The 20,029-nt window shown below is 40.2% G+C and carries 15 protein-coding genes; 8 read left to right on the top strand and 7 right to left on the bottom strand.

Annotated elements, in window-relative coordinates:
* Nucleotides 1-45 precede the first annotated feature (45 nt).
* From B4U84_RS19105 to speB, 4 genes are all read right to left on the bottom strand, one after another.
* On the bottom strand, nt 46-1,782 hold the full coding sequence (locus B4U84_RS19105) for a R3H domain-containing nucleic acid-binding protein (protein WP_131120098.1): 1,737 nt from the start codon (nt 1,780-1,782) through the stop codon (nt 46-48).
* Between the two features lie 66 nt (nt 1,783-1,848).
* On the bottom strand, nt 1,849-3,051 hold the full coding sequence (ldpA, locus tag B4U84_RS19100) for a circadian clock protein LdpA (protein ID WP_131120096.1): 1,203 nt from the start codon (nt 3,049-3,051) through the stop codon (nt 1,849-1,851).
* A 45-nt stretch (nt 3,052-3,096) separates the two neighbouring features.
* Nucleotides 3,097-4,416, bottom strand: coding sequence for a hybrid sensor histidine kinase/response regulator (locus tag B4U84_RS19095; protein ID WP_131120094.1), 1,320 nt, complete (start codon nt 4,414-4,416; stop codon nt 3,097-3,099).
* Between the two features lie 144 nt (nt 4,417-4,560).
* Nucleotides 4,561-5,598, bottom strand: a complete 1,038-nt coding sequence (speB, locus tag B4U84_RS19090) for an agmatinase SpeB (protein ID WP_131120092.1) — start codon at nt 5,596-5,598, stop codon at nt 4,561-4,563.
* A 307-nt stretch (nt 5,599-5,905) separates the two neighbouring features.
* Between speB and B4U84_RS19085 the strand changes: the two genes are divergently transcribed.
* The gene (locus B4U84_RS19085; protein ID WP_131120090.1) at nt 5,906-6,748 is read left to right on the top strand and encodes a hypothetical protein; all 843 of its coding nucleotides are present in this window, start codon (nt 5,906-5,908) and stop codon (nt 6,746-6,748) included.
* A 246-nt stretch (nt 6,749-6,994) separates the two neighbouring features.
* Nucleotides 6,995-8,170 carry a hybrid sensor histidine kinase/response regulator gene (locus B4U84_RS19080; protein WP_131120088.1) on the top strand — a complete coding sequence of 392 codons (1,176 nt, stop codon included), beginning with the start codon at nt 6,995-6,997 and terminating at the stop codon, nt 8,168-8,170.
* Between the two features lie 260 nt (nt 8,171-8,430).
* Here the strand turns inward: B4U84_RS19080 and B4U84_RS19075 are convergent, their stop codons facing one another.
* Nucleotides 8,431-9,756, bottom strand: a complete 1,326-nt coding sequence (locus B4U84_RS19075) for a dihydroorotase (RefSeq protein WP_131120086.1) — start codon at nt 9,754-9,756, stop codon at nt 8,431-8,433.
* 635 nt (nt 9,757-10,391) lie between these two features.
* On the opposite strand from B4U84_RS19075, the gene lepB reads away from it, so the two are divergent.
* On the top strand, nt 10,392-11,036 hold the full coding sequence (gene lepB, locus B4U84_RS19070) for a signal peptidase I (RefSeq protein ID WP_131120084.1): 645 nt from the start codon (nt 10,392-10,394) through the stop codon (nt 11,034-11,036).
* Between the two features lie 280 nt (nt 11,037-11,316).
* Complete coding sequence (locus B4U84_RS19065; protein WP_131120083.1) at nt 11,317-12,099, top strand: MOSC domain-containing protein; 783 nt, start codon at nt 11,317-11,319, stop codon at nt 12,097-12,099.
* A 239-nt stretch (nt 12,100-12,338) separates the two neighbouring features.
* On the opposite strand, the gene B4U84_RS19060 is transcribed toward B4U84_RS19065, so the two are convergent.
* Both B4U84_RS19060 and B4U84_RS19055 read right to left on the bottom strand, forming a co-directional pair.
* The gene (locus B4U84_RS19060) at nt 12,339-12,557 is read right to left on the bottom strand and encodes a hypothetical protein (protein ID WP_131120082.1); all 219 of its coding nucleotides are present in this window, start codon (nt 12,555-12,557) and stop codon (nt 12,339-12,341) included.
* A 221-nt stretch (nt 12,558-12,778) separates the two neighbouring features.
* A complete protein-coding gene (locus tag B4U84_RS19055) occupies nt 12,779-12,994 on the bottom strand; it encodes a hypothetical protein (RefSeq protein ID WP_131120081.1) in 216 nt (71 codons plus the stop codon).
* A 1,092-nt stretch (nt 12,995-14,086) separates the two neighbouring features.
* Here B4U84_RS19055 and B4U84_RS19050 point away from each other — a divergent pair.
* From B4U84_RS19050 to B4U84_RS19035, 4 genes are all read left to right on the top strand, one after another.
* Nucleotides 14,087-14,653, top strand: coding sequence for a sigma-70 family RNA polymerase sigma factor (locus B4U84_RS19050; protein ID WP_131120080.1), 567 nt, complete (start codon nt 14,087-14,089; stop codon nt 14,651-14,653).
* Nucleotides 14,654-15,346: 693 nt separating this feature from the next.
* Entirely contained in the window at nt 15,347-16,546 is a 1,200-nt protein-coding gene (locus B4U84_RS19045) for a glycosyltransferase family 4 protein (protein ID WP_131120079.1), read from the top strand.
* 52 nt (nt 16,547-16,598) lie between these two features.
* Entirely contained in the window at nt 16,599-17,771 is a 1,173-nt protein-coding gene (locus tag B4U84_RS19040; RefSeq protein ID WP_131120078.1) for a glycosyltransferase family 4 protein, read from the top strand.
* 90 nt (nt 17,772-17,861) lie between these two features.
* Nucleotides 17,862-20,000, top strand: coding sequence for a GumC family protein (locus B4U84_RS19035; protein ID WP_131120076.1), 2,139 nt, complete (start codon nt 17,862-17,864; stop codon nt 19,998-20,000).
* Nucleotides 20,001-20,029 lie beyond the last annotated feature (29 nt).

Genomic DNA, 20,029 nt, shown 5'->3' with positions numbered 1-20,029 from the left:
CCCTACAAAAAATCCAATATGTATGAGGATTTTTGTCAAACAATATTACGCTGGGTAAATCCGCAGACGCCGATTTGGTTCTTCCCCAAAGCTATTGGATTTTAAGCGGTAGTGTTCCACCAACTCATGCTGCATTTTCCGCACTTGAGGAGAACGGGGTAATAATTCCACAGGTTGTCCTTTGGGAATGACAATATTTTCGACTGCTAATCTGGCTTCCTCTAAGGCGTCAATTTCATCATCAGTGGCGCTGTGGAGGAATAATTGCAGTTCGCGATCGTCAGTCACCTCCGGATCATCGATGTTGAGTAACCGCCGCAAACCACGGGTGATTTGCGGTATGGTACTAGATTTAATCATGTGGATTGGCACTTGTCGGGCTTTAGCCATTTGCCGTAATTTAGCGTGGTTTTTGACGTGCGATCGCAATGCCAAAATTGCATCAGCACTATCGATGTCTTTTGTCAAGATCACTGGTAAATTCAAAACTTCAACTACTTGTTCTAATTGACTACGGCTGACACCATAGGGATAGATATGCAGTGGCAAATCTTCACCATTTGGCCCTGCTAGTTTGCTATCAGCATCATCAAAGCCACCAAAGTAATTGAAAGATTCATCTAGTAGGCGGTCAAATTCATTGTGCCTACTCAACTTGGTTGGTTGGGTGGTAACTGGTAACGGTAATGCTTGCATTTGACCAGATGAACGCCAGCCGTTTGACTGTCGTGCTGGTACAAATGACTCTTCTTTGGCGAGAGTTTGGGAACGACCATTCAAAGGTATTAACTGGCGTGTAATCTTAACTTGGCCTTCTTCATCAACAGTTCTCACCTGTGGACTCGGCTGATGTCCTCTGAGCAAACTATCGACTGTGTCAGCAACACTCTCATGCACTACCCAGCGTTGGCGTTCTAGCATTTCCACAGCAATTTCAAAAGTTGGAGGTGCTTTACGTTCCAAAACAGTTTTTTGACTGCCCCGGCGTCTAGCTTCATCATCTCCTAATGTCACAGCTTGGATACCACCAACCAAATCCGAAAGAGTTGGGTTTTTGATTAAGTTTTCAATTTGGTTTCCGTGGGCAGTACCTACTAACTGTACACCCCGTTCGGCAATAGTACGAGCAGCTAAAGCTTCTAGTTCTGTGCCAATTTCATCAATGACGATCACCTCTGGCATGTGGTTTTCCACAGCCTCAATCATCACTTGATGTTGTAATTCAGGGTGAGCAACTTGCATCCGCCTAGCTTTTCCAATTGCCGGATGGGGAACATCGCCATCACCAGCGATTTCATTAGAGGTGTCAATAATCACCACGCGTTTGTTCAACTCATCCGCCAAAACACGGGCAATTTCTCGTAAGGCAGTGGTTTTACCCACACCTGGGCGTCCCAGCATCAGAATCGATTTACCAGTTTCCACTAAATCGCGAATCATGCCGATGGTTCCAAACACCGCTCGACCAACACGGCAAGTCAAGCCAATAATCTTACCGGTGCGGTTACGGATGGCACTGATTCTATGCAAAGTTTGCTCTATTCCGGCTCGGTTATCTCCGCCAAAGCTTCCCACTCGCTGAATACAATCATCGATCACGTTCTGAGTGATGGCTATTTCACTCAGATACTCAGCTTGATGAGGGAAGCGGGCTTCTGGACGACGGCCCAGATCTAAAACCACTTCCACTAAACTATCTCGTTGGGGATGCTTCTCTAATATTTGCCGCAGGTCTTGGGGCAAAATATCTAACAATTTTTGGAGATCTTCTGTAATCGTCATGCTTATTATGGTGACGTTTTTAGAGATAGCGATATGCTTTTATGGACACGAGGTTTTGCCCGTACCCTACTGTTGGGACTTGAGCTGGGAAACAAGAGAATGGGCAAGTCCAACAGCTTGCCAGAGCAATTCTGGTTCATCTTCTAGGCGGACAGTTGTTTTGACACTGGCGTCATTCACCTCCCTTGCTTCTAACTGCTCTAAAATTGGTGACAGCAATACACGGGCGTAGCTGCCGTAGGCGACCCCGGAAATGGGAGACAAGGGGGAGGGGGAAGACAAGGGAGACACGGGAGACCAGGGGGAGGGGGGAGATATGGGAGAAATTCCCCCTTGTCCTCCTTGTCCTCCTTGTCCTCCTTGTCCCCCTTGTCCCCCTTTCCTCAGGAGTCCCATCGCCTTTAACTTAGCAACGGTGTAACTGTTCGTGCCGCCTGCTAACTGCACGTATCCAGGTAGTTTTGCTGCCAAGACTTTTTGCCCTAATTTAACTGCGGCTGTGGTGGTGCCATCGCCAATATCACCACTCATCGGCCGTCCGTCGGTTTGCCAAATTAAGGCATAATTATGTGGAGCGATCGCATCATACAGAGCATGTAGGTAATCAATCATACCCTCTCCGTCTGGACAACTAATTGCTACTAACTTCAATTGTTCAACCCAGGGTGCTATTGCTTGCCACAATTGCTGAAATTCGCTTAAACGTCCTACTTGTGTATGAATTTCGATGGCATCTACCCCAGTTGACAAAATCAATGGTGCGATCGCTTCTGGTGTTATTACGTAAGAGTTTGTACCAATTATACCATAAGGGCAGATTGGTATGCAACGACCACAACCGTAGCACTTGTTGGATATCACTCCTGAAAAATGCTCTGGTGTATTGCTAAATTTTATTGCCTGTGCAGGGCAAATTCTTTCACATGGTCTGGGACAATTTGCAGGACACTCTGTATAATCAAATTTTGCTTTGCGAAAATGTGGATCTTCCCCATCATTGAGGCTAACCATCAAAAAGGGTGACTTTCCTTTGTTGGCAAAGCCTCGTGCTTGTGCGTCTTCGGCAAACTCAGCGGCAATTTGTAGCGCCTCTCGAACTGCGGCAATTACAGCCGGATCGGCAGCCACATCTATACAATCAGCACCTGCTAGTGTGTAGGCCAATGTTAAACTTCTGACCGCAGGCAGGTGTTGAAAGCTGGCTCCGCAAATGAGCTTGAACCAGTGACCTTCTTTAAGCGATTGCAAGGGGTTGAGGTGATCAGTCACATTATCTATTATGCTATGTGACAGAAAAATGTTGTAGGCATTTGCCTAATTTAATTCGGTTTGTTGGAGAGGAATTTCGATGATAAACTCTGTCCCTTGCCCTGGTAGTGAGTTACAGGTGAGTTTTCCTTGATGTTTCTGCACGACAATCTGATAACTAATTGCCAATCCTAGTCCACTACCTTTCCCTGGTGGCTTTGTAGTGAAAAACGGATCAAATATTCGCGATCGCACTGATTCGGATATCCCAGGTCCATTATCAGCGATACAAATCTTTACGGTATCCGAGTTTGTCAGCATCGTGCGAATGTGAATTTGTCCTATGTCCTTTGTTCGTTGTTCTGGGTCATTTGCTATTGACAATTGACTATTGACACTTGACTCATCTAAAGCATCGATCGCATTATTCAATAGATGCATAAATACTTGGTTGAGTTCACTCGCATAACAAGTAACTAAGGGTAAATCACTATACTCTTGAAATACTGTAATTGCAGGACGATTTGTTGTTTTCTTAAGTCGATGTTGCAACATTACTACAGTACTATCTATACCTTCATGGACATTTACACGCTTCATTTGTGCTTCATCGAGCCGGGAGAAATTTTGTAGTGCTTCAACAATAGAACGGATACGTTCTGCTCCCCTATACATTGCATCCATGAGGTTTTGTTGATCGTTGATCAAAAAACTTAAGTCTATTTGTTTAACTATTTCTTGAATATTTAATGTGGGTGATGGATATTCTCGTTGATACGCTTCAATTAAATTTATTAAATCTTGTACATATTGACCAACATATTCAAGGTTGCCGTAGATAAAACTAATTGGATTGTTAACTTCATGAGCAATCCCTGCTACCAACTGTCCTAATGCTGCCATCTTTTCTCGTTGAATCATTTGAACTTGAGAAGCTTGCAAATCATCAAGAGCTTTTTGTAATAAAATATTTTTTTGATGTAATTGATTTTGTAATAAACATAGTTTTAGCTGATTTTCTATTCTTAATACGACTTCTACTCCATGAAATGGTTTAGTAATATAGTCTACACCACCAATATCAAAAGCTTTTACTTTGTCTAAAACATCATCAAGGGCGCTAATAAAAATAACTGGGATTCGACAAGTTCTTTCATTAGCTTTTAATTGTCTGCAAACTTCGTAGCCATCCATTTCTGGCATATTAATATCTAACAAGATTACATCTGGCAAAACCATTTGGCAAGCAGTAATGGCCATTTTCCCACTTAAGGCTTTACGAACTTCATAGCCTTGTGCAGTAAGCATTGCTGACAAAAGCCGCAAGTTATCAGGTGTATCATCTACTACCAAGATATTTGCTTTGGAATCTCTTTTTGGAGTCATTCAATTTTGGATTTTAGATTACTCTACCCCTGCGGGGAACTATTTTAATACCTTACCAATAACAAATGAGAAATGACAAATGACAAATCCAACGAGTAGAGACTTTCATATTTCGGGTCTCTACATTTGTACTGACTTACTTAATCATTTCTGAGATAAATCCATAAAATTTGCTAGCTTGTAAATAATCCGCGCCCCGACATTACCATCCCATTCAGCATCACCAACTTCACAAACATCAAAGCCAATTATTTTTCTACCGCTTTTTACTAATTCACGAAATAAACAAAAAGTTTGCTCTAATTCCAATCCACCAGGAACAGGAGTACCTGTCCTCGGACAAAGTTTTGGATCAAGACCGTCAACATCAAAGCTAATATGAACGTTTTCGGGTAAATGACCGATAATTGATCGACATACTTCAATCCAAGTAGTTCCAGAGTAAAGTTTTTGTTTCATCATTGAATCGTAATAAGCAACTATGCGACTATTCGATTGACTAATGATTTCCACTTCATCATGACAAACATCACGCAAACCTACCTGTACTAATTTGGAAATTTGCGGTATTTTCATAGCATTAAACATGACAGAAGCATGAGAAAATTCAAATCCTTCATAGGCATCCCGTAAATCTGCATGAGCATCAATATGTAAAATACCAAAGTTAGAATATTTACCTGCTAGTGCGTGAAAATAACCTAATGGGGAACTGTGATCTCCTCCAATCACTGCTATTCTTTTACCATGATTCATAGCTTCTTGACATTGTGCAAATAACCATTGATTCAGCTGTTGACAGGCTTGGTTAATTTCTGTGAGAACAGGAGTTAAGTCTGGTGTCTCTGTTAATTGTTGACCTTGCTCTAAGCGTTCAATGATTGTTGCAGCTAAATAACGATAGTATGCGTTTTTATCTATAATATCCTGGGGAATTTCTGCCATGAAAATTCCCTGTTTCCATCCATCAGGGTGATCAAAATCAAACAAGTCTAATTGCGGTGAAGCATCCAGAATTCTTTGTGCACCATTCGCCGTACCCGCACCATAGGAAACGGTAACTTCCCACGGAACACCAAAGACAATTAAATTTGCAGACTCATAATCGAAAGGTAAACCGAAGAGGTTGCCATTGATTTGTCCGATGCCACTAGGATTGTACTCTGGAAATTGATTACTCATCGACTGTCTTTTTAATTTATGTGGGTAAACAAAACACTGCTTGTTGAATATTTGCATTATGTTAGCGTAGTTTTAAAGAAGCCCACTAAAAAATTGTTACTAACATTTTGCAATTGGTGTAGACTGCCGTTAAATACATTTCCGGCTTATAGCTTAAACCCATTTAAATGGGTTTAAACTCTTAAACAGTCTTCTTAGAGTGTCAAACAATTTCAGTACTTAAACACAATTTGTTACACACATTGTTTCCTTGTTAAGAGTCTCTACAAATGAATAATTAAATTTAATTTTTTGGAACTATTTATATATGACAGATATCCGTAAGCTAATTAACCAACTCGCTGCCGAGGAAAATAACATACGTTCCACCCACTTTATCGCGCCTTGTGTCCGTGGTGGTAAGGTACGAACTAGAGTAGCAGGAATAATTTATACATTTAATCCTAAACCTCGTACATTTGAAGGTTGGGGTATCTTTCAACCAATAGATGACAAAATCGCAGCGGTAGTTGAAGAACCTAACTTACCCCAAATTGCCGAATATCTACAATATCTTAAACCAATGCGTTTGCAACTTGCTCATCCATTGCGATCGCAAACTTGGTTAGCTTACCCAGTCAACGAAGCTGATATGCGACAACGGTGTGGATATTGCCGACCAGTGGCGGTAAATTTAGTTACAGAGGGAGCCAAATTTGAGGTAATTATTGCCCGCACTGATGGCGCTGCTTGGTGGTTTGACGAATGCGATCGCCGTGCAGACCCATTAATTACTGAAAAACTGCGAGAACACCTCAAACAAGTCACACCACCAGACAAACTCCACTTTCGGGGTATGACACCAGAAATGCGGACAGTGTATGAAATAGTTGCCCAACAAACCAAAGAATTCGCAGCTTTGCAGCAACCACAACGTGATGAAAAGCTGTTGCAAAAAGCATTGCAAATGGGTGGTGGAGAATTACATGAATTTCGCGATCGCCAAGATCATTGGGTTGTAAACTGGACAACTGCTGACGGCGAACATCACACCAGCGCTATTTCTAAAACAGATTTAACCGTAATGAGTGCGGGAATTTGCTTGAGTGGAGAAGATGAAAAATTTGATTTGCAATCTCTAGTAGGTATTGTTGAACAACGGTATGAGTAGGGATCGGGGATCGGGGATCGGGGATCGGGGACAAGGGAGTGTGGGGAGACAGGGAGGACAAAGAGGACATGGGGGACATGGGAGAATATTTTTGATTGATTCACCGCGTCTGATCCCCAATCCCCAATCCCCAATCTCCAATCCCCAATCCCCAATCCCCAATCTCCAATCCCCAATCCCCACTCCCTTGGGGGGAGTGGGGACCGGTGAGTTTCCAATCCCCATTCCCCGACCCCCATTGATACTATGATTGCAAGCTCAATCAAAATTTTATTGATTGAGGACAATTTGGCGGAAGCTAGATTGTTACAAGAGTTTCTGAAGCAAGCCCAGTCTCATAAGTTTACTTTGCTGAATGTCAAGAGATTAGGTGATGCGTTGTCCTTACTCAGTAATTGTAATGAGATTACCTGTGATTTTGATGTCATTCTTTTGGATTTGACTTTACCAGATAGCGAAGGCTTGACTTCTCTTGCGCCTTTGATGAGTCAAGCTCCTACTGTACCAATTGTAGTATTAACGAATACTAATGACGATAAACTTGCCTTAGAAGCGGTACGCAAAGGAGCGCAAGATTATCTTGTCAAGCGACAGGTGAATGTAGAAGTATTGATTCGTGCTTTAAAATATGCGATCGAGCGTAAGCAAACTTTAGAATCATTACGTGCAGTCAATCACGCCTTAGAAATTCGGGTAGAAGAAAGAACAGCAGAGTTAGTCAAAGCCCAAGAAATCAATCAGTTTAAATCTGAATTTGTTTCTATGCTGTCTCACGATATCCGTAATCCCTTAAATACAATCTTGCTGGCGGCGGGGTTGTTACAAAATAGTGGTGACAAACTATCTCAAGAAAAGAAATTAAATCATTACAAATTAATTCGTTCTGCTATTAAAAATATGTCACAGCTATTGGATGAAGTTTCCCTCTTGGGTAAAGTTGATTCCGGTAGATTTGAGCGGGAATTTACTTTACTTGATTTCCAAGATTTATGTTGGCAACTGGTTGAAGAAGCTCAATTAATAGCAGCTGATAAACATATTACAGTTGTATTTACGACTACTGGAAAACTAACTGAAGCATTAAGCGATGAAAATTTATTACGGCATATTTTAGGAAATTTACTTAGCAATGCTATTAAATATTCTCATCCAGATAGTATTGTTTATTTGGAACTAAGATTTAAAGATAAAAATGTTATTTTCAAAATCAAAGATGAAGGAATTGGTATTCCTTTAGAAGACCAAGAACAACTTTTTCAACCCTTCTATCGTGCTAATAATGTTGGCTCAATTCCCGGTACTGGTTTAGGGTTAGCAATTGTGAAAAGGTGCTTGGAAGCCCATGGAGGCGATATTACAGTTAACAGTGAAGTGGGAGTGGGTACGACGTTTACAGTAACTTTACCTTTGATTAAAGCTTAATCAGTACATATCTACTAGACTAATTTGGCGGCAAATTGTGCAATTTACCACCCTGATGAGTAAAATTTTACCGTATAACTGCGGAGCCAATACGGTTCGGATAAGACAAATCGATTGGCATTTAAATCCTGTAGAGACGCGATATATCGCGTCTCTACATATCCAAAATTATGACGAAAAANCCGGTGAGTTTCCCAGAGGGAACCCCACCTTAAGCGATCCCCGATCCCCGATCCCCGATCCCCGATCCCCGATCCCCTTTACTCACCAAATCTTAAGGCTTGTCCGCGTACTTGTGTATGCAATTTACCTTTTTCATAAACAATCTCACCACCGACTATCGTGTAAGCAGGCCATCCGGTGAGATTCCAACCTTCAAAAGGACTCCAACCGCATTTACTCAATAATTCTTCGCGCAAAACTGGACGATAAGTTTCCAAATCTACAAGGACTAAATCAGCATCATAACCAGGTGCGATCGCTCCTTTGTTGGGGATGTTAAATGCTTTGGCTACAGCAGTAGACATCCAGTTAACAACTTGGGCGAGAGTGCATCGTCCTTGGTCTGTGGCTGTTAACATTAGAGGTAAAGAAGTTTCTACCCCTGGCATTCCTGAAGGACTATTTGGGTAAGATTGCGCTTTTTCTTCTAAGGTGTGGGGTGCATGATCAGTGGCAATAAAATCAATAATGCCATCATGCAAAGCTTGCCACAGAACTTCGTTATCATGGGGCGATCGCAAAGGCGGATTCATCTGTGCTAATGTACCAATTTTTTCATAGGCACTTGTATTCAAAAATAAATGTTGTGGTGTGACTTCTGCTGTCACCCAACTTGGCTTTTGTTGACGCAGTAACTCTGCTTCTTCAGCCGTAGACATATGTAAAATATGTAGACGTCGCTGATATTTTTGTGACAATTTTAATACCAGCTGCGTTGCCAAGAGTGCCGCCTGATTATCTTGAATCTGAGAATGAACTGCGACATCATGAATACCAGCAAATTCTTGGCGTCTTTGGTTGATTCTGGCTTGATCTTCAGCGTGGACAGCAATTAAACGTTTTCCTTTAGCAAATATTGCTTCTAGAATCTCTTGTTGATCCACCAACAACTGCCCATGCATCGACCCCATAAAGATTTTGATCCCTGGAGTTGGATTTGCCAAGAGCAAGTCTGGGAGATTTTCTGCTGTTGCGCCAATAAAAAAGCCATAGTTTACTAGGCATTTATTCCGAGCGCGTTCCAGTTTATCATCAAGTGCTTGCTGAGTAGTTGTCAGGGGACGTGTATTTGGCATTTCCAAAAACGAAGTAACTCCGCCTTTGGCACATGCACAAGTTGCAGTAAACAAGTCTTCTTTATGTTCCAATCCTGGTTCACGGAAGTGTACCTGTGGATCGATCACTCCTGGCAACAAAGTTAACCCTTCTGCGTCAATTTCTTTAATAGGTGTTTGTTCTGTGGATATTTCTGGAGAAATTTCGACAATCAGGCGATCGCGCGTCAGCACATCCCCAAGCATTAATTCTCCATTGGGTAAAATTATGCGAGCGTGCCGAATTAGTAAATTAGTTGAAGATGACATGGATATTCAAGTGTTAAAGCAAGAGATATTTTTCACTTATACTCTTATACCCCATACCCACCAAACCCGTAATTAACAAGAATTATTCTTTTAGGTTAGACTTTATTTGATTGTTTTTGATTGTTAATGATGAATTTTTGTCACTCATCAAAAACAAGTTTATTTTTTAATCATGAATAAATAATTTAGTTATGAAGCGCATAAACTCCTGAATTTCTGTCTATCACTTTCCATTGCAAGCTTGTAAATTTGAAAATGTAACTGAAAAACCCCCATTATACGGTTAAGATGAACAAATGTAGCATCTCTAAAGGATTGTAGATTACATAACATGCGACTAATTTATATACTTAGCTTAGAAGGAAGTCGGTGGGAATAAACCTAACGCGAGTTACGAAAAGTAAACAAGGCTAAAAAGCTTACTAATGACCAATGACAAATGACTTTTGACAAATGACGATCCCAACGAGTAGAGACGAGCCACCTCTGGTCTCTACATTTGTCCCGACTGACTTACCACCTACGACATCCCTTTGAACTTCTCCACAGAGGATGAGATAGTGTTTTTTATTTAGTTCGCGTTTCTAAACAGAAAAAATAAAGATAGTATCTTGTGCTTTTAGTCAAGTAATTTCATGCAAAATCAAGTGTCTGATAACAACAACTCTAGTCAAAAACCTGATAGTTCTTGGATAGGAGAACTAGGTAGAACAATTGTATTAAGCATCGTGTTGGCTTTGGGTATTCGTACCTTCGTAGCCGAAGCCCGTTGGATTCCATCTGGTTCAATGGAACCAACCCTACATGGTTCGCCCAATCAGTGGGAAGCAGATAAGATTATTGTTGATAAGTTAAGTTATAAATTTTCCAATCCCCAAAGGGGAGATATTGTAGTATTTTCACCCACAAAAGAGCTACAAGAAGAACAATATCAAGATGCTTTTATCAAACGTATTGTTGGTTTACCAGGAGAAACAGTAGCACTCAAAAGCGGTAAAGTATTTATCAACAATCAGCCTCTTACAGAAAACAAATATCTTTCGCCTTCACAGCAGACAGTAGTCAATGTTTGCACTTCCGGGCCACAACCACCATTTTTGTCTAAACCTGTAACCATACCTGCCAACTCCTATTTAGTATTAGGTGACAACCGTAACAGCAGTTACGATAGTCGCTGCTGGGGTGTTGTTCCCAGAGAAAATATTATTGGTCGTGCTGTAATTCGTTTTTGGCCCCTAGATAACGTTGGTGGTATTGATAAGTCACCATTGTATCCGTAAATGGGGATTGGGGAAGGTAGGGGTCCCCTTTGGGAAACTCGGGGCCCCCACTCCCCCAAGGGAGTGGGGATTAGGGGCGAAGGGGTAACGGGGATTGGGGATTGGGGATCGGAAGGGAGACAAAGGGGACAAGGAGGACAAGGGAGACAAGGGAGAGTGGGGTGTGTGGGAAGATAAGGGAGAATTATTTAACAAGTCTTTTCTCAATACCCAATAACAAACGACAGACGACAAATGACAAATGACAAATGACAAATGACAAATGGCCAACTAAAAACTCATGCCATACGTTGCTAAGATTTTAATCTACCCGATTAAATCACTAAATGGTCTTGAAGTAGAGACAGCAAGAGTCTTATCTAGTGGTGCGCTACAGTATGATCGTGAATTTGCAATTGTTGACGAACAGGATAAGTTTGTTAATGGTAAGCGTCATGCCAAAGTCCATTTGTTGCGATCGCAATATAATTTAGAAAATAGAACTGTATTGTTACAAAATTCAGAGAATAACTTACAACAAGTTTTTCATCTGGATTATGAACGGCAAATGCTGGAAGATTGGTTAAGTAAATTTTTTGGGTTTGTCGTTAAACTAAAACAAAATCTTTTGATCGGTTTTCCTGATGATACTGTCTCACCAGGTCCAACAATTATTAGTACAGCAACCTTAACTGAAGTGGCCTCCTGGTTTGCTGGTGTGAGTATAGATGAAATGCGCCGTCGTATACGTGCCAATATCGAGATCGACGGTGTACCAGCATTTTGGGAAGATAGATTATTTGGCGAACAAGATGATTTTGTTCCCTTTCGAGTCGGAGATATACACCTGTTAGGGATCAATCCTTGTCAACGCTGTGTAGTACCAACACGTGACTCTGGAAGTGGAAAAGTTTATACAAACTTTCAGAAAGTGTTTATAGCAAAGCGCCAGCAAACATTACCCGCTTGGGTTGCTTCATCCCGTTTTAATCACTTTTATAGGTTAAGTGTCAATACACAATTATCACCTATGGCAGGAAAAAATAATTTCAAAATTAATGACTTAGTAGAAGTATTACGCTGAGTTTCAAGGTATAGAAAAGGAGCTAAGTGAGGGATACACAAAGCTCCAGTATGGCGCAGAAGGTTAAGTAGGTGGGTGTGATGGAGGACTACCCACTTCTTTTTTATCTCCACAAACCAAGGTATCAGCTATATGAAGTAACGACAATGAATATAAAACAATGGTGCAACAGCAGAATTAAACTATCAAAAAAAGAACAATAGTATACGACAAACTTAACTTCTGTAGTAACAGAATGATTATGGAGAATTGTAGGTGCCAGGAGCTGGTAACGCATTAATTGCCAAAAGAAATGCTGTATTTAGTGCTACCGGACTCCTTGCCAGATTAGGATTAATTGCCCTTAAAACTACGAGATACGCAGCAGCAGTAATGATTCCACCACCATTGACATTAGCAAATTCTTCAGTAGAGACTTCCCTAAACAGTTCCTTATTTTCTAAATCGAGAAGTTGCATACTTTGTTTTCCTTAATTAATCAAATCAAGCTGAAGAGTGAACTCACATTTTCTCAGAGCAAAAAGGTACGCACATCACTTCATGTCATAGGAGGTTTAGTAAACGCGCCCATCCCACTCAATTTTAAGCAGTGAGTATCCGGTAAAATTAACTAGAACCGAACAAAGGCGCGTTATTCACCTCATCTGAAGAATTAAACTAATGGCAAGCAACAGGCAGATTATGGGCTGACGGAACTTTCAGGTGCTGTCTGTGCGTTAATAGCAAACAGGAATGTTGTATTTCTTTGTGCAGCAGAATTTGCTAGTGCTGGTATAATGTTTGTTACCGTATTATACGCAGCAGCAGTTAGAAGACCACCACCACTGACGTTAGCAAATTCTTCAGTGGAGATTTCTCTCAACAGTTCCTTATTTTCTAAATCGAGAAGTTGCATACTCTGTTCTCCTTAAATTAACTGAATCAAGCTGAAGATTTAACTCGCATTTTTTCAAAGCAAAAAGGTACCTATATCGCTTCACATCACAAATCACATCGAGATATATAGCCAATCAAATGTTTGCTCATGATCAAACTTTGTTGACTATTTCTAAACTTAATGAACTCAATTATGATCTGTGCTTACTTTTATTAACGAATTCTCAACGCAAAATATTCCAAAATGAATTGCCAAAATTAGGGATTTGCAGAATAAGTGAATACGTATTGAGCAGAATGGCAGTCATATAAGCTCAATTAAGGAGGTTTCTAAAATTGGGATTTTTATTAAAAGCTTCAAATTGATTTGTGATATTTATTAAAAAATAATTAATACCTCTACCTAAAGGAACAAAATATAAATAATTCTCATCTCTCCTCTTTGGAGGATGCTGATAAGATAGTCATTGAACTTTAAATAATGACTAGGCCAGAAAAATTAGTTTGATGCATGATCTAGCTATATAGATGCATCACTGAAGATTTTGTGATAACTAAGCCACTATGTTGTGGGGAGTCGATCCGCGTTTAGAGATTTCTGTGGAATACAAAGTATAAGAATCAACGAAAATTTTAGAAATTTGGATTTAAATCTCTTTGATAAGTCTTGGAAAAAAATAGAAAAATCATTTTGAGTTGGGTAATTACCTTCAACAAGTATGCGCTTGAGCGCAAAAACCCGAATTGATAACGAGTGAGAAAAAATCATCAGAGCAATCTGCTCTTTGAGCAAGTCTCTAAATTTATTTACTCTGAAGAAACACTAGCCAAAATCTTTAGACAATCAAGATTTTTAGTTTTGAGTGTTTCTTCCATTCATCACGAGTAAATTTAATGAAAACTGGTGAATTTTGAATTTTTACTTCCCCACCTGTAATAGGGTTCGGATAAGAGCTAATTAAATAGTTGAGCTTTGAGCCAATCAATTGATTTGCTAAAATTATTCGCGCTCCTATCTCTGCTCATAATAATACTTCAATTCGATAATTACTAATGTGGAAAAACCTTTAACTATCTAATTAATAGTCACCAGCAATCAAGGAACTAATGTATGGGACTTACACAAGAATCATGGTCTGATTATACCGAAATGCTACTTCAATCAGGTTATCGCCAGAGATTAGAAAAGATTGCTCGCAAATACACGAAAGGTACTGGTTTATCTTGGGAAGATGCCATTCAGAATGCACATTTGAAAATTATTCAAGCTTTTCAATCTGACAAGTTTCACCAAGGAGGAGTGGAACAGTTTTATCGCTGGGCTATTACTGTAGCTAGATATGCAATTATTGATTTTGTTCGTCAAGAAAGTCTGCGGAAGTGCCAAAGTTTAGATTGCAACATCCCTGGAACAGATATATGCCTGTTAGATACGATTCCTGATGAATTTAGTATCTTAGAAGCAACAGAGCGTACAGATTTAATACTCAAAGCGATAGAGGCAATTTATCAACTTGATCAATGCTATCCACACCAAAAGTATCTTCAATTATGGCAAGCAAAGATTTATGGAAAAACACAAAATCAAGTAGCTGCTGAATTGAGGGTTAGTCAGAGTGAAATTTCCAAACGATGGCAGGAACTTTTAGGGCGTGTTGCTAAGTCATTGGGACTATAAACTAAATGATATTTAGCTGTTACTTGATATATCATTTTATTTTCAAATACTCATAACTTCCTAGTCACAGAGCTTAGTTACAAAGATTCATTAAATCTTTATAGCTAGGATGCAAATGCCTTCCATACTTATATTAATTTTAACCAATAACTAGTCATTTGCGATACTTTTTTATGGTGATTGATATCAGTTTCGATTTTATATAAAGATTGTGTAAAGGTTTGTAGAACTGAATGAAATTCAACTTCAAAAAGATTACGATTTTTAATTAAAGGCGTAATAAAGCATTGATGAAAAAATAATAAATTTTTGTTTGCGTGTTTTATGAATTAAAAAGCTTGCTCAGTCTATATGCAAGAGCAATCTAGTTTTATGGCTATGCGTAGGTATTTTCTAAACAGTTTCAAAAAATAACTTTAACACGCAATCCTACTATCGGAGGAATTCAAAAATCATCAATGTCTTTAGATTAAAAAAATACAGAACTAACGAATAATTCCGAGCAGGGTACAAGCCCTCAGATTCCAGAATTAGAAAAGTAATCAATTTGGCGACATAGGTTTGCTACCTATGTTTCATCAATCCAAAATCTAAAATTTAAACTCGGATGAAAAAAGTAGCCAATATTTCTTGAGAACTTTTAGGAATAAAAACACCTAATTAATTGCACAGTAACCGTGCAGGGTGCATCTCATGCGTAAACCTGTTCTGACTATTTTTTATCAATTTAATCCTTGGAATACTACAATTGGTGGAATTCAGACACTAATTAAGAGCTTTATTAAGTACGCTCCCAGTGAATTTGAGGTGCGCTTAGTAGGAACAGGATGCAGCTGCAAGCAAACTGTAGCTAATTGGCAAGAAGCAGAATTAGCTGGTAGGGTAATTAGTTTCCTACCTTTATTTACTCTGCAAAATGACAATGTTAGAAGTTTAATACCTACTACATTGAAATATACCACTGCTCTTTTAGGGCATTGTTTTGCTTCAGATTTCATGCATTTTCATCGCTTAGAACCAACCTTAGCAGCCCTTAATTGGTATGGGGAGAAAACTCTGTTTGTTCATAATGATATTCGGACACAGATGCAGGCTGGGGGTGACAAAAAAGCGATTCTGTGGCGAAGATTTCCCGCAGCTTATTTTGCATTGGAAAAAATATTACTTGGACAATTCAACCAAATTCTTTCATGTAACACTGATACCGCAGAACTGTACCGACAAAGCTATCCAAAAATAGCAGAACGCGTTACTTACATCAAAAATTCATTTGACAATGAAATATTCTACCCGTTGACAAAGGAAGAACGGGAAGCAGCAAGATGTAAACTAGCATCTCATTTGGGGTTAGCAGAAGATACACGTTTTGTGCTGTTTGCTGGTAGATTACACCCACAAAAAGACCCGATTTTGTTACTACATGCATTTGCGGCGTTGAATATTGCCAATATTCATTTACTCTTAGCAGGTGATGGCGAATTAGCAAAAATTGTCCGTGAAGAAATTGAGCAATTAGGCTTATCTGAGCAAGTAACTATGCTTGGTGCAGTAGATCAAACGCACATGGCACACTTGTATCGGATCAGCAACGTCTTTGTTCTCAGCAGTGCATATGAAGGTTTACCCTTAGCAGTTCTGGAAGCACTTGCTAGCGGAACACCCGTAGTTACGACTAGATGCGGTGAAACACCAAAAATTCTGACTGCTAATACTGGAGTTGTTTGTCAAGAACGCACTCCCAAGGTTATAGCAGATGCCTTACACAAAATATTGCTGCATCCAGAAAATTATCCAACTGAGTCTTGTACAAAGGCTGCAAAGCCCTATGCTGCACAGACCGTGATTAACGAAATCTATAGTCAAATGTGGCAACGCTGGAATGAATCAAATTAACTCTTATATAAAGAGGCTTTAGAGCACAAGCACAACTGATTGGTATTTTGGTATGAAGATTGCCGTGATTGGTGCAAAAGGTCTACCTCCTAGACAGGGTGGAATCGAACATTACTGTGCAGAAATATATCCGCGCATGACAGCACAGGGTAACACAGTGGATTTATTTGCTCGTTGTTCCTATACCCAAGCTTCTTGGCTTGTTCATCATAAATTTCAAGGAGTTCGAGTCATCTCCTTACCTGGTTTGCAGATCAAAGGTGTGGATGCTTTTCTGACCTCAGCATTAAGTGCGATCGCTGCTACTGGTCGAAAATACGATATTATTCATTTCCATGCTCTGGGTCCATCTCTGTTTACTGGTTTAGCTAAAATTACCACCTCAGCCAAAGTAGTAGTCACCTGTCAAGGATTAGATTGGCAACGTGCCAAGTGGGGCAATTTTTCTACTCGCTTAATCCAGATGGGTGAGAAAGCAGCAGTACGTTTTGCTGATGGAATTATTGTGGTATCTGATGCCCTCAAATCCTACTTTTTACAAACCTATAATCGGGAGACAATCTACATTCCTAATGCTCCAGCCAGCTACGGTGAGTCAGACCCAAATTTCACCTATGCAACTCAGCTAGGACTTACTAAAGGACGCTACATTTTGTTTTTAGGCAGAATAGTACCTGAAAAACGTCCTGACTTACTCATCGAAGCCTTCAACATCTTGAAACCGCAGGGATGGAAACTAGTTATTGCTGGAGGTGTCAGCGATACAAAATCCTTCACCACAAAATTGTTAGAAAAGATAGCGAATAATTCCAATATCGTATTCGCAGGCGAACTTAGAGGTATTCGTTTGTGGGAAATTGTCCGAGGTGCGGGGTTATTTGTCCTACCTTCTGATTTAGAAGGACTTCCTCTGGCGATGTTAGAAGCAATGCAAGAAGGTATACCAGTACTGGCAAGTAATATTCCACCCCATCAGCAATTGATTTGTGCAGGACGGGGAATGCTTTTTGAAGCTGGAAACCTCAACTCTTGTATTCGTTCTCTAGATTGGGCTATTAATCACCCAAGACAAATGGCTGCAATGGCTGAAAATGCACAAAAACATGTACAGCTTCACTACGGTTGGGATCACATTACCTCAGAAACCTTGAAACTATATACAACTGTGTTGAACTCCCCTGAACTAGTAGTCAATAGTCCAGAGTCAATGGTCAAGAGTCAATAGTCAATGGTCATTGGTGTTTATTCTCCTCCTTGTCTCCCTTGTCCTCCTTGTCCCCAATCCCCGTTCCCCGTTCCCTGTTCCCCAAAAATTATGGAAAAAGGCTTATCATCTTTACCATTTATATTGAAGCGGCGTGCTTTACCTGCTCTAGTGACATTTGCTGCTGTTATTGGTGGAGCGATCGCCTACCTTATAATTACCCCACGGCTGTATGAAATATCGACGCGACTAATACTTGATCAAAAAAGGGTAAGTGTTTCGGAATTGGGACGTGATCTGACTCAACTCAGTCCGGGTACATCAGGAAATTCTAATCCCCTAGCTGACCAAGCAGAATTAATCAAATCGCAACGGGTTCTTCAAAAAGCGCTAGCGAAGGTTGCTGCGGAATCAGGATTTAGTTCAGTGGAAAATGAACTGACAGTTGGACAACTGAGTCGAAACTTGAAAGTCAAAATTGTTCCCGCTACTAATATTTTGGAGGTGAGCTATCTCAACAAAGACCCTACGCTTGCAACCAAAGTCGTCAATGCAATTTCTCAAGCAATGGTTGAGGATAATACTCAAGTTATCCGTCAAGAAGCTGCAAATGTCCGCAAATTCTTAGAAAAAAAGGTTCCTGATGCTCGCAAGCGGGTAGAAGAGGCTGAACAGAAGGAAAATAAATATAGACAAAGTAGTGGTATTGTCTCCTTTGATGAGCAAACTAAAAGTCTGGTGAATAGTTTAGCGACTGTGGAAGAGCAGGAGAATACTCTTGTAGCTCAACTTCAAGAATTGCGTTCCAAGGAAGGTTCACTGCGACAAGTCACCGACGCCAAAGCTCTGAATCAAGCTTATGCAGCAGTGCGTGGTGGTCAAGATGAAGAACTCAAGGCGTTACGCACTAAATTAGCAGAGATCGAAACCAAGCTAGTTCAAGCTCGTTTGTCCTTAACAGATAGTCATCCGACTGTTATGAATCTGCTGGGACAACGAAACGGTTTACGTGCTTTGTACTTCCAAGGATTAGCTCGTGTATCGCCTAGAAGTAAATCTATTTCCTCTAGCTCTGTAGCAGGTGATAAAATCAGCCAAGACTTAACCTCTGAACTGATTGTTAATGATGTAGAGCGCTTGGCTGTGGAAAAGAAGTTTAGATCTGTCCAAGCTAATCGTAATAATCTCCAAGCTCGTCTAGCACAATTGCCAATTAAACAGCAACAGCTGACTCCACTCACACGCAAACGGGAAGAAGCTGTGGAATCTTTGAAGTTACTGCAAAGCAAACTGGAAGAAGCACGGATTGCTGAAGCCCAACTGGTTGGTAATATCCAAATTATTGAAGCAGCACAACCACCAAAAAAACCTTCCTTACCCAATAAAAAAGCCGTATTGGCGATCGCAATTGTATTTGGAACTGCTTTAGCTACAGGTATTATTCTGTTACTAGAGCTTATGGATCATACTTTAAAGGATGCTTCCGAAGCTGAGGATTTACTAAAACTACCATTGTTGGGAGTATTACCATCTTTACCAGCTCATGCGATCGCTCTTGAACCATCTGGACAATTTTTAGATCATCTTGGTTTGGTTGAACCATACCGCACCCTATTGAAAAACCTGGAGTTTCGTAATCCTGAATCGTTGCGATCAATTGTTGTTAGTAGCACGATCACTGGGGAAGGTAAATCGGTAGTTGCTTCACATCTGGCTGTGATTTCCGCCATGTTATCTCGACGCACACTGCTAATTGATGCAGATTTGCGTCGTCCGATGCTGCATACATTATTTAATCTAGCTCCCCAGCCAGGAATTACAGATGTGATTGATTCACAAAGATCCTTAGAGGAAACAGTGCAACGAACTCATATAGCTAATCTATCTGTATTGACTTGTGGTGATTTGTACGGACGTCCTTCACATTTACTAGAGTCAGAGGCTATGAGGTCTGTGATTATAGAAGCAACTCGCCTGTATGATTTTGTAATTATAGATACTCCTCCTCTGGGTGCTTGTGCTGATGGTCAGACATTAGGACGGCAAAGTGGCGGAATTCTGTTAGTTACACGTCCTAATTTCACAATTAAAGAAGTTCTGCAAAAAGCAGTATCAGAATTAACACATAATCAAATACCTATCATAGGAGTAGTTGTCAATGGAATTACACAGCAGACTGAACGATATTACCGCTATCCCGTTAATGGTTATAGACCATCTAGACATTTGAGTGAGGGTAGTTCCGCCTAAAGTTGCTAAAAACCTTTTGCAATCTAGCT

This window comes from Westiellopsis prolifica IICB1 (assembly GCF_004323185.1).
GTDB lineage: Bacteria > Cyanobacteriota > Cyanobacteriia > Cyanobacteriales > Nostocaceae > Pelatocladus > Pelatocladus prolificus_A.
This window is presented reverse-complemented; position numbering and strand designations above follow the sequence as displayed.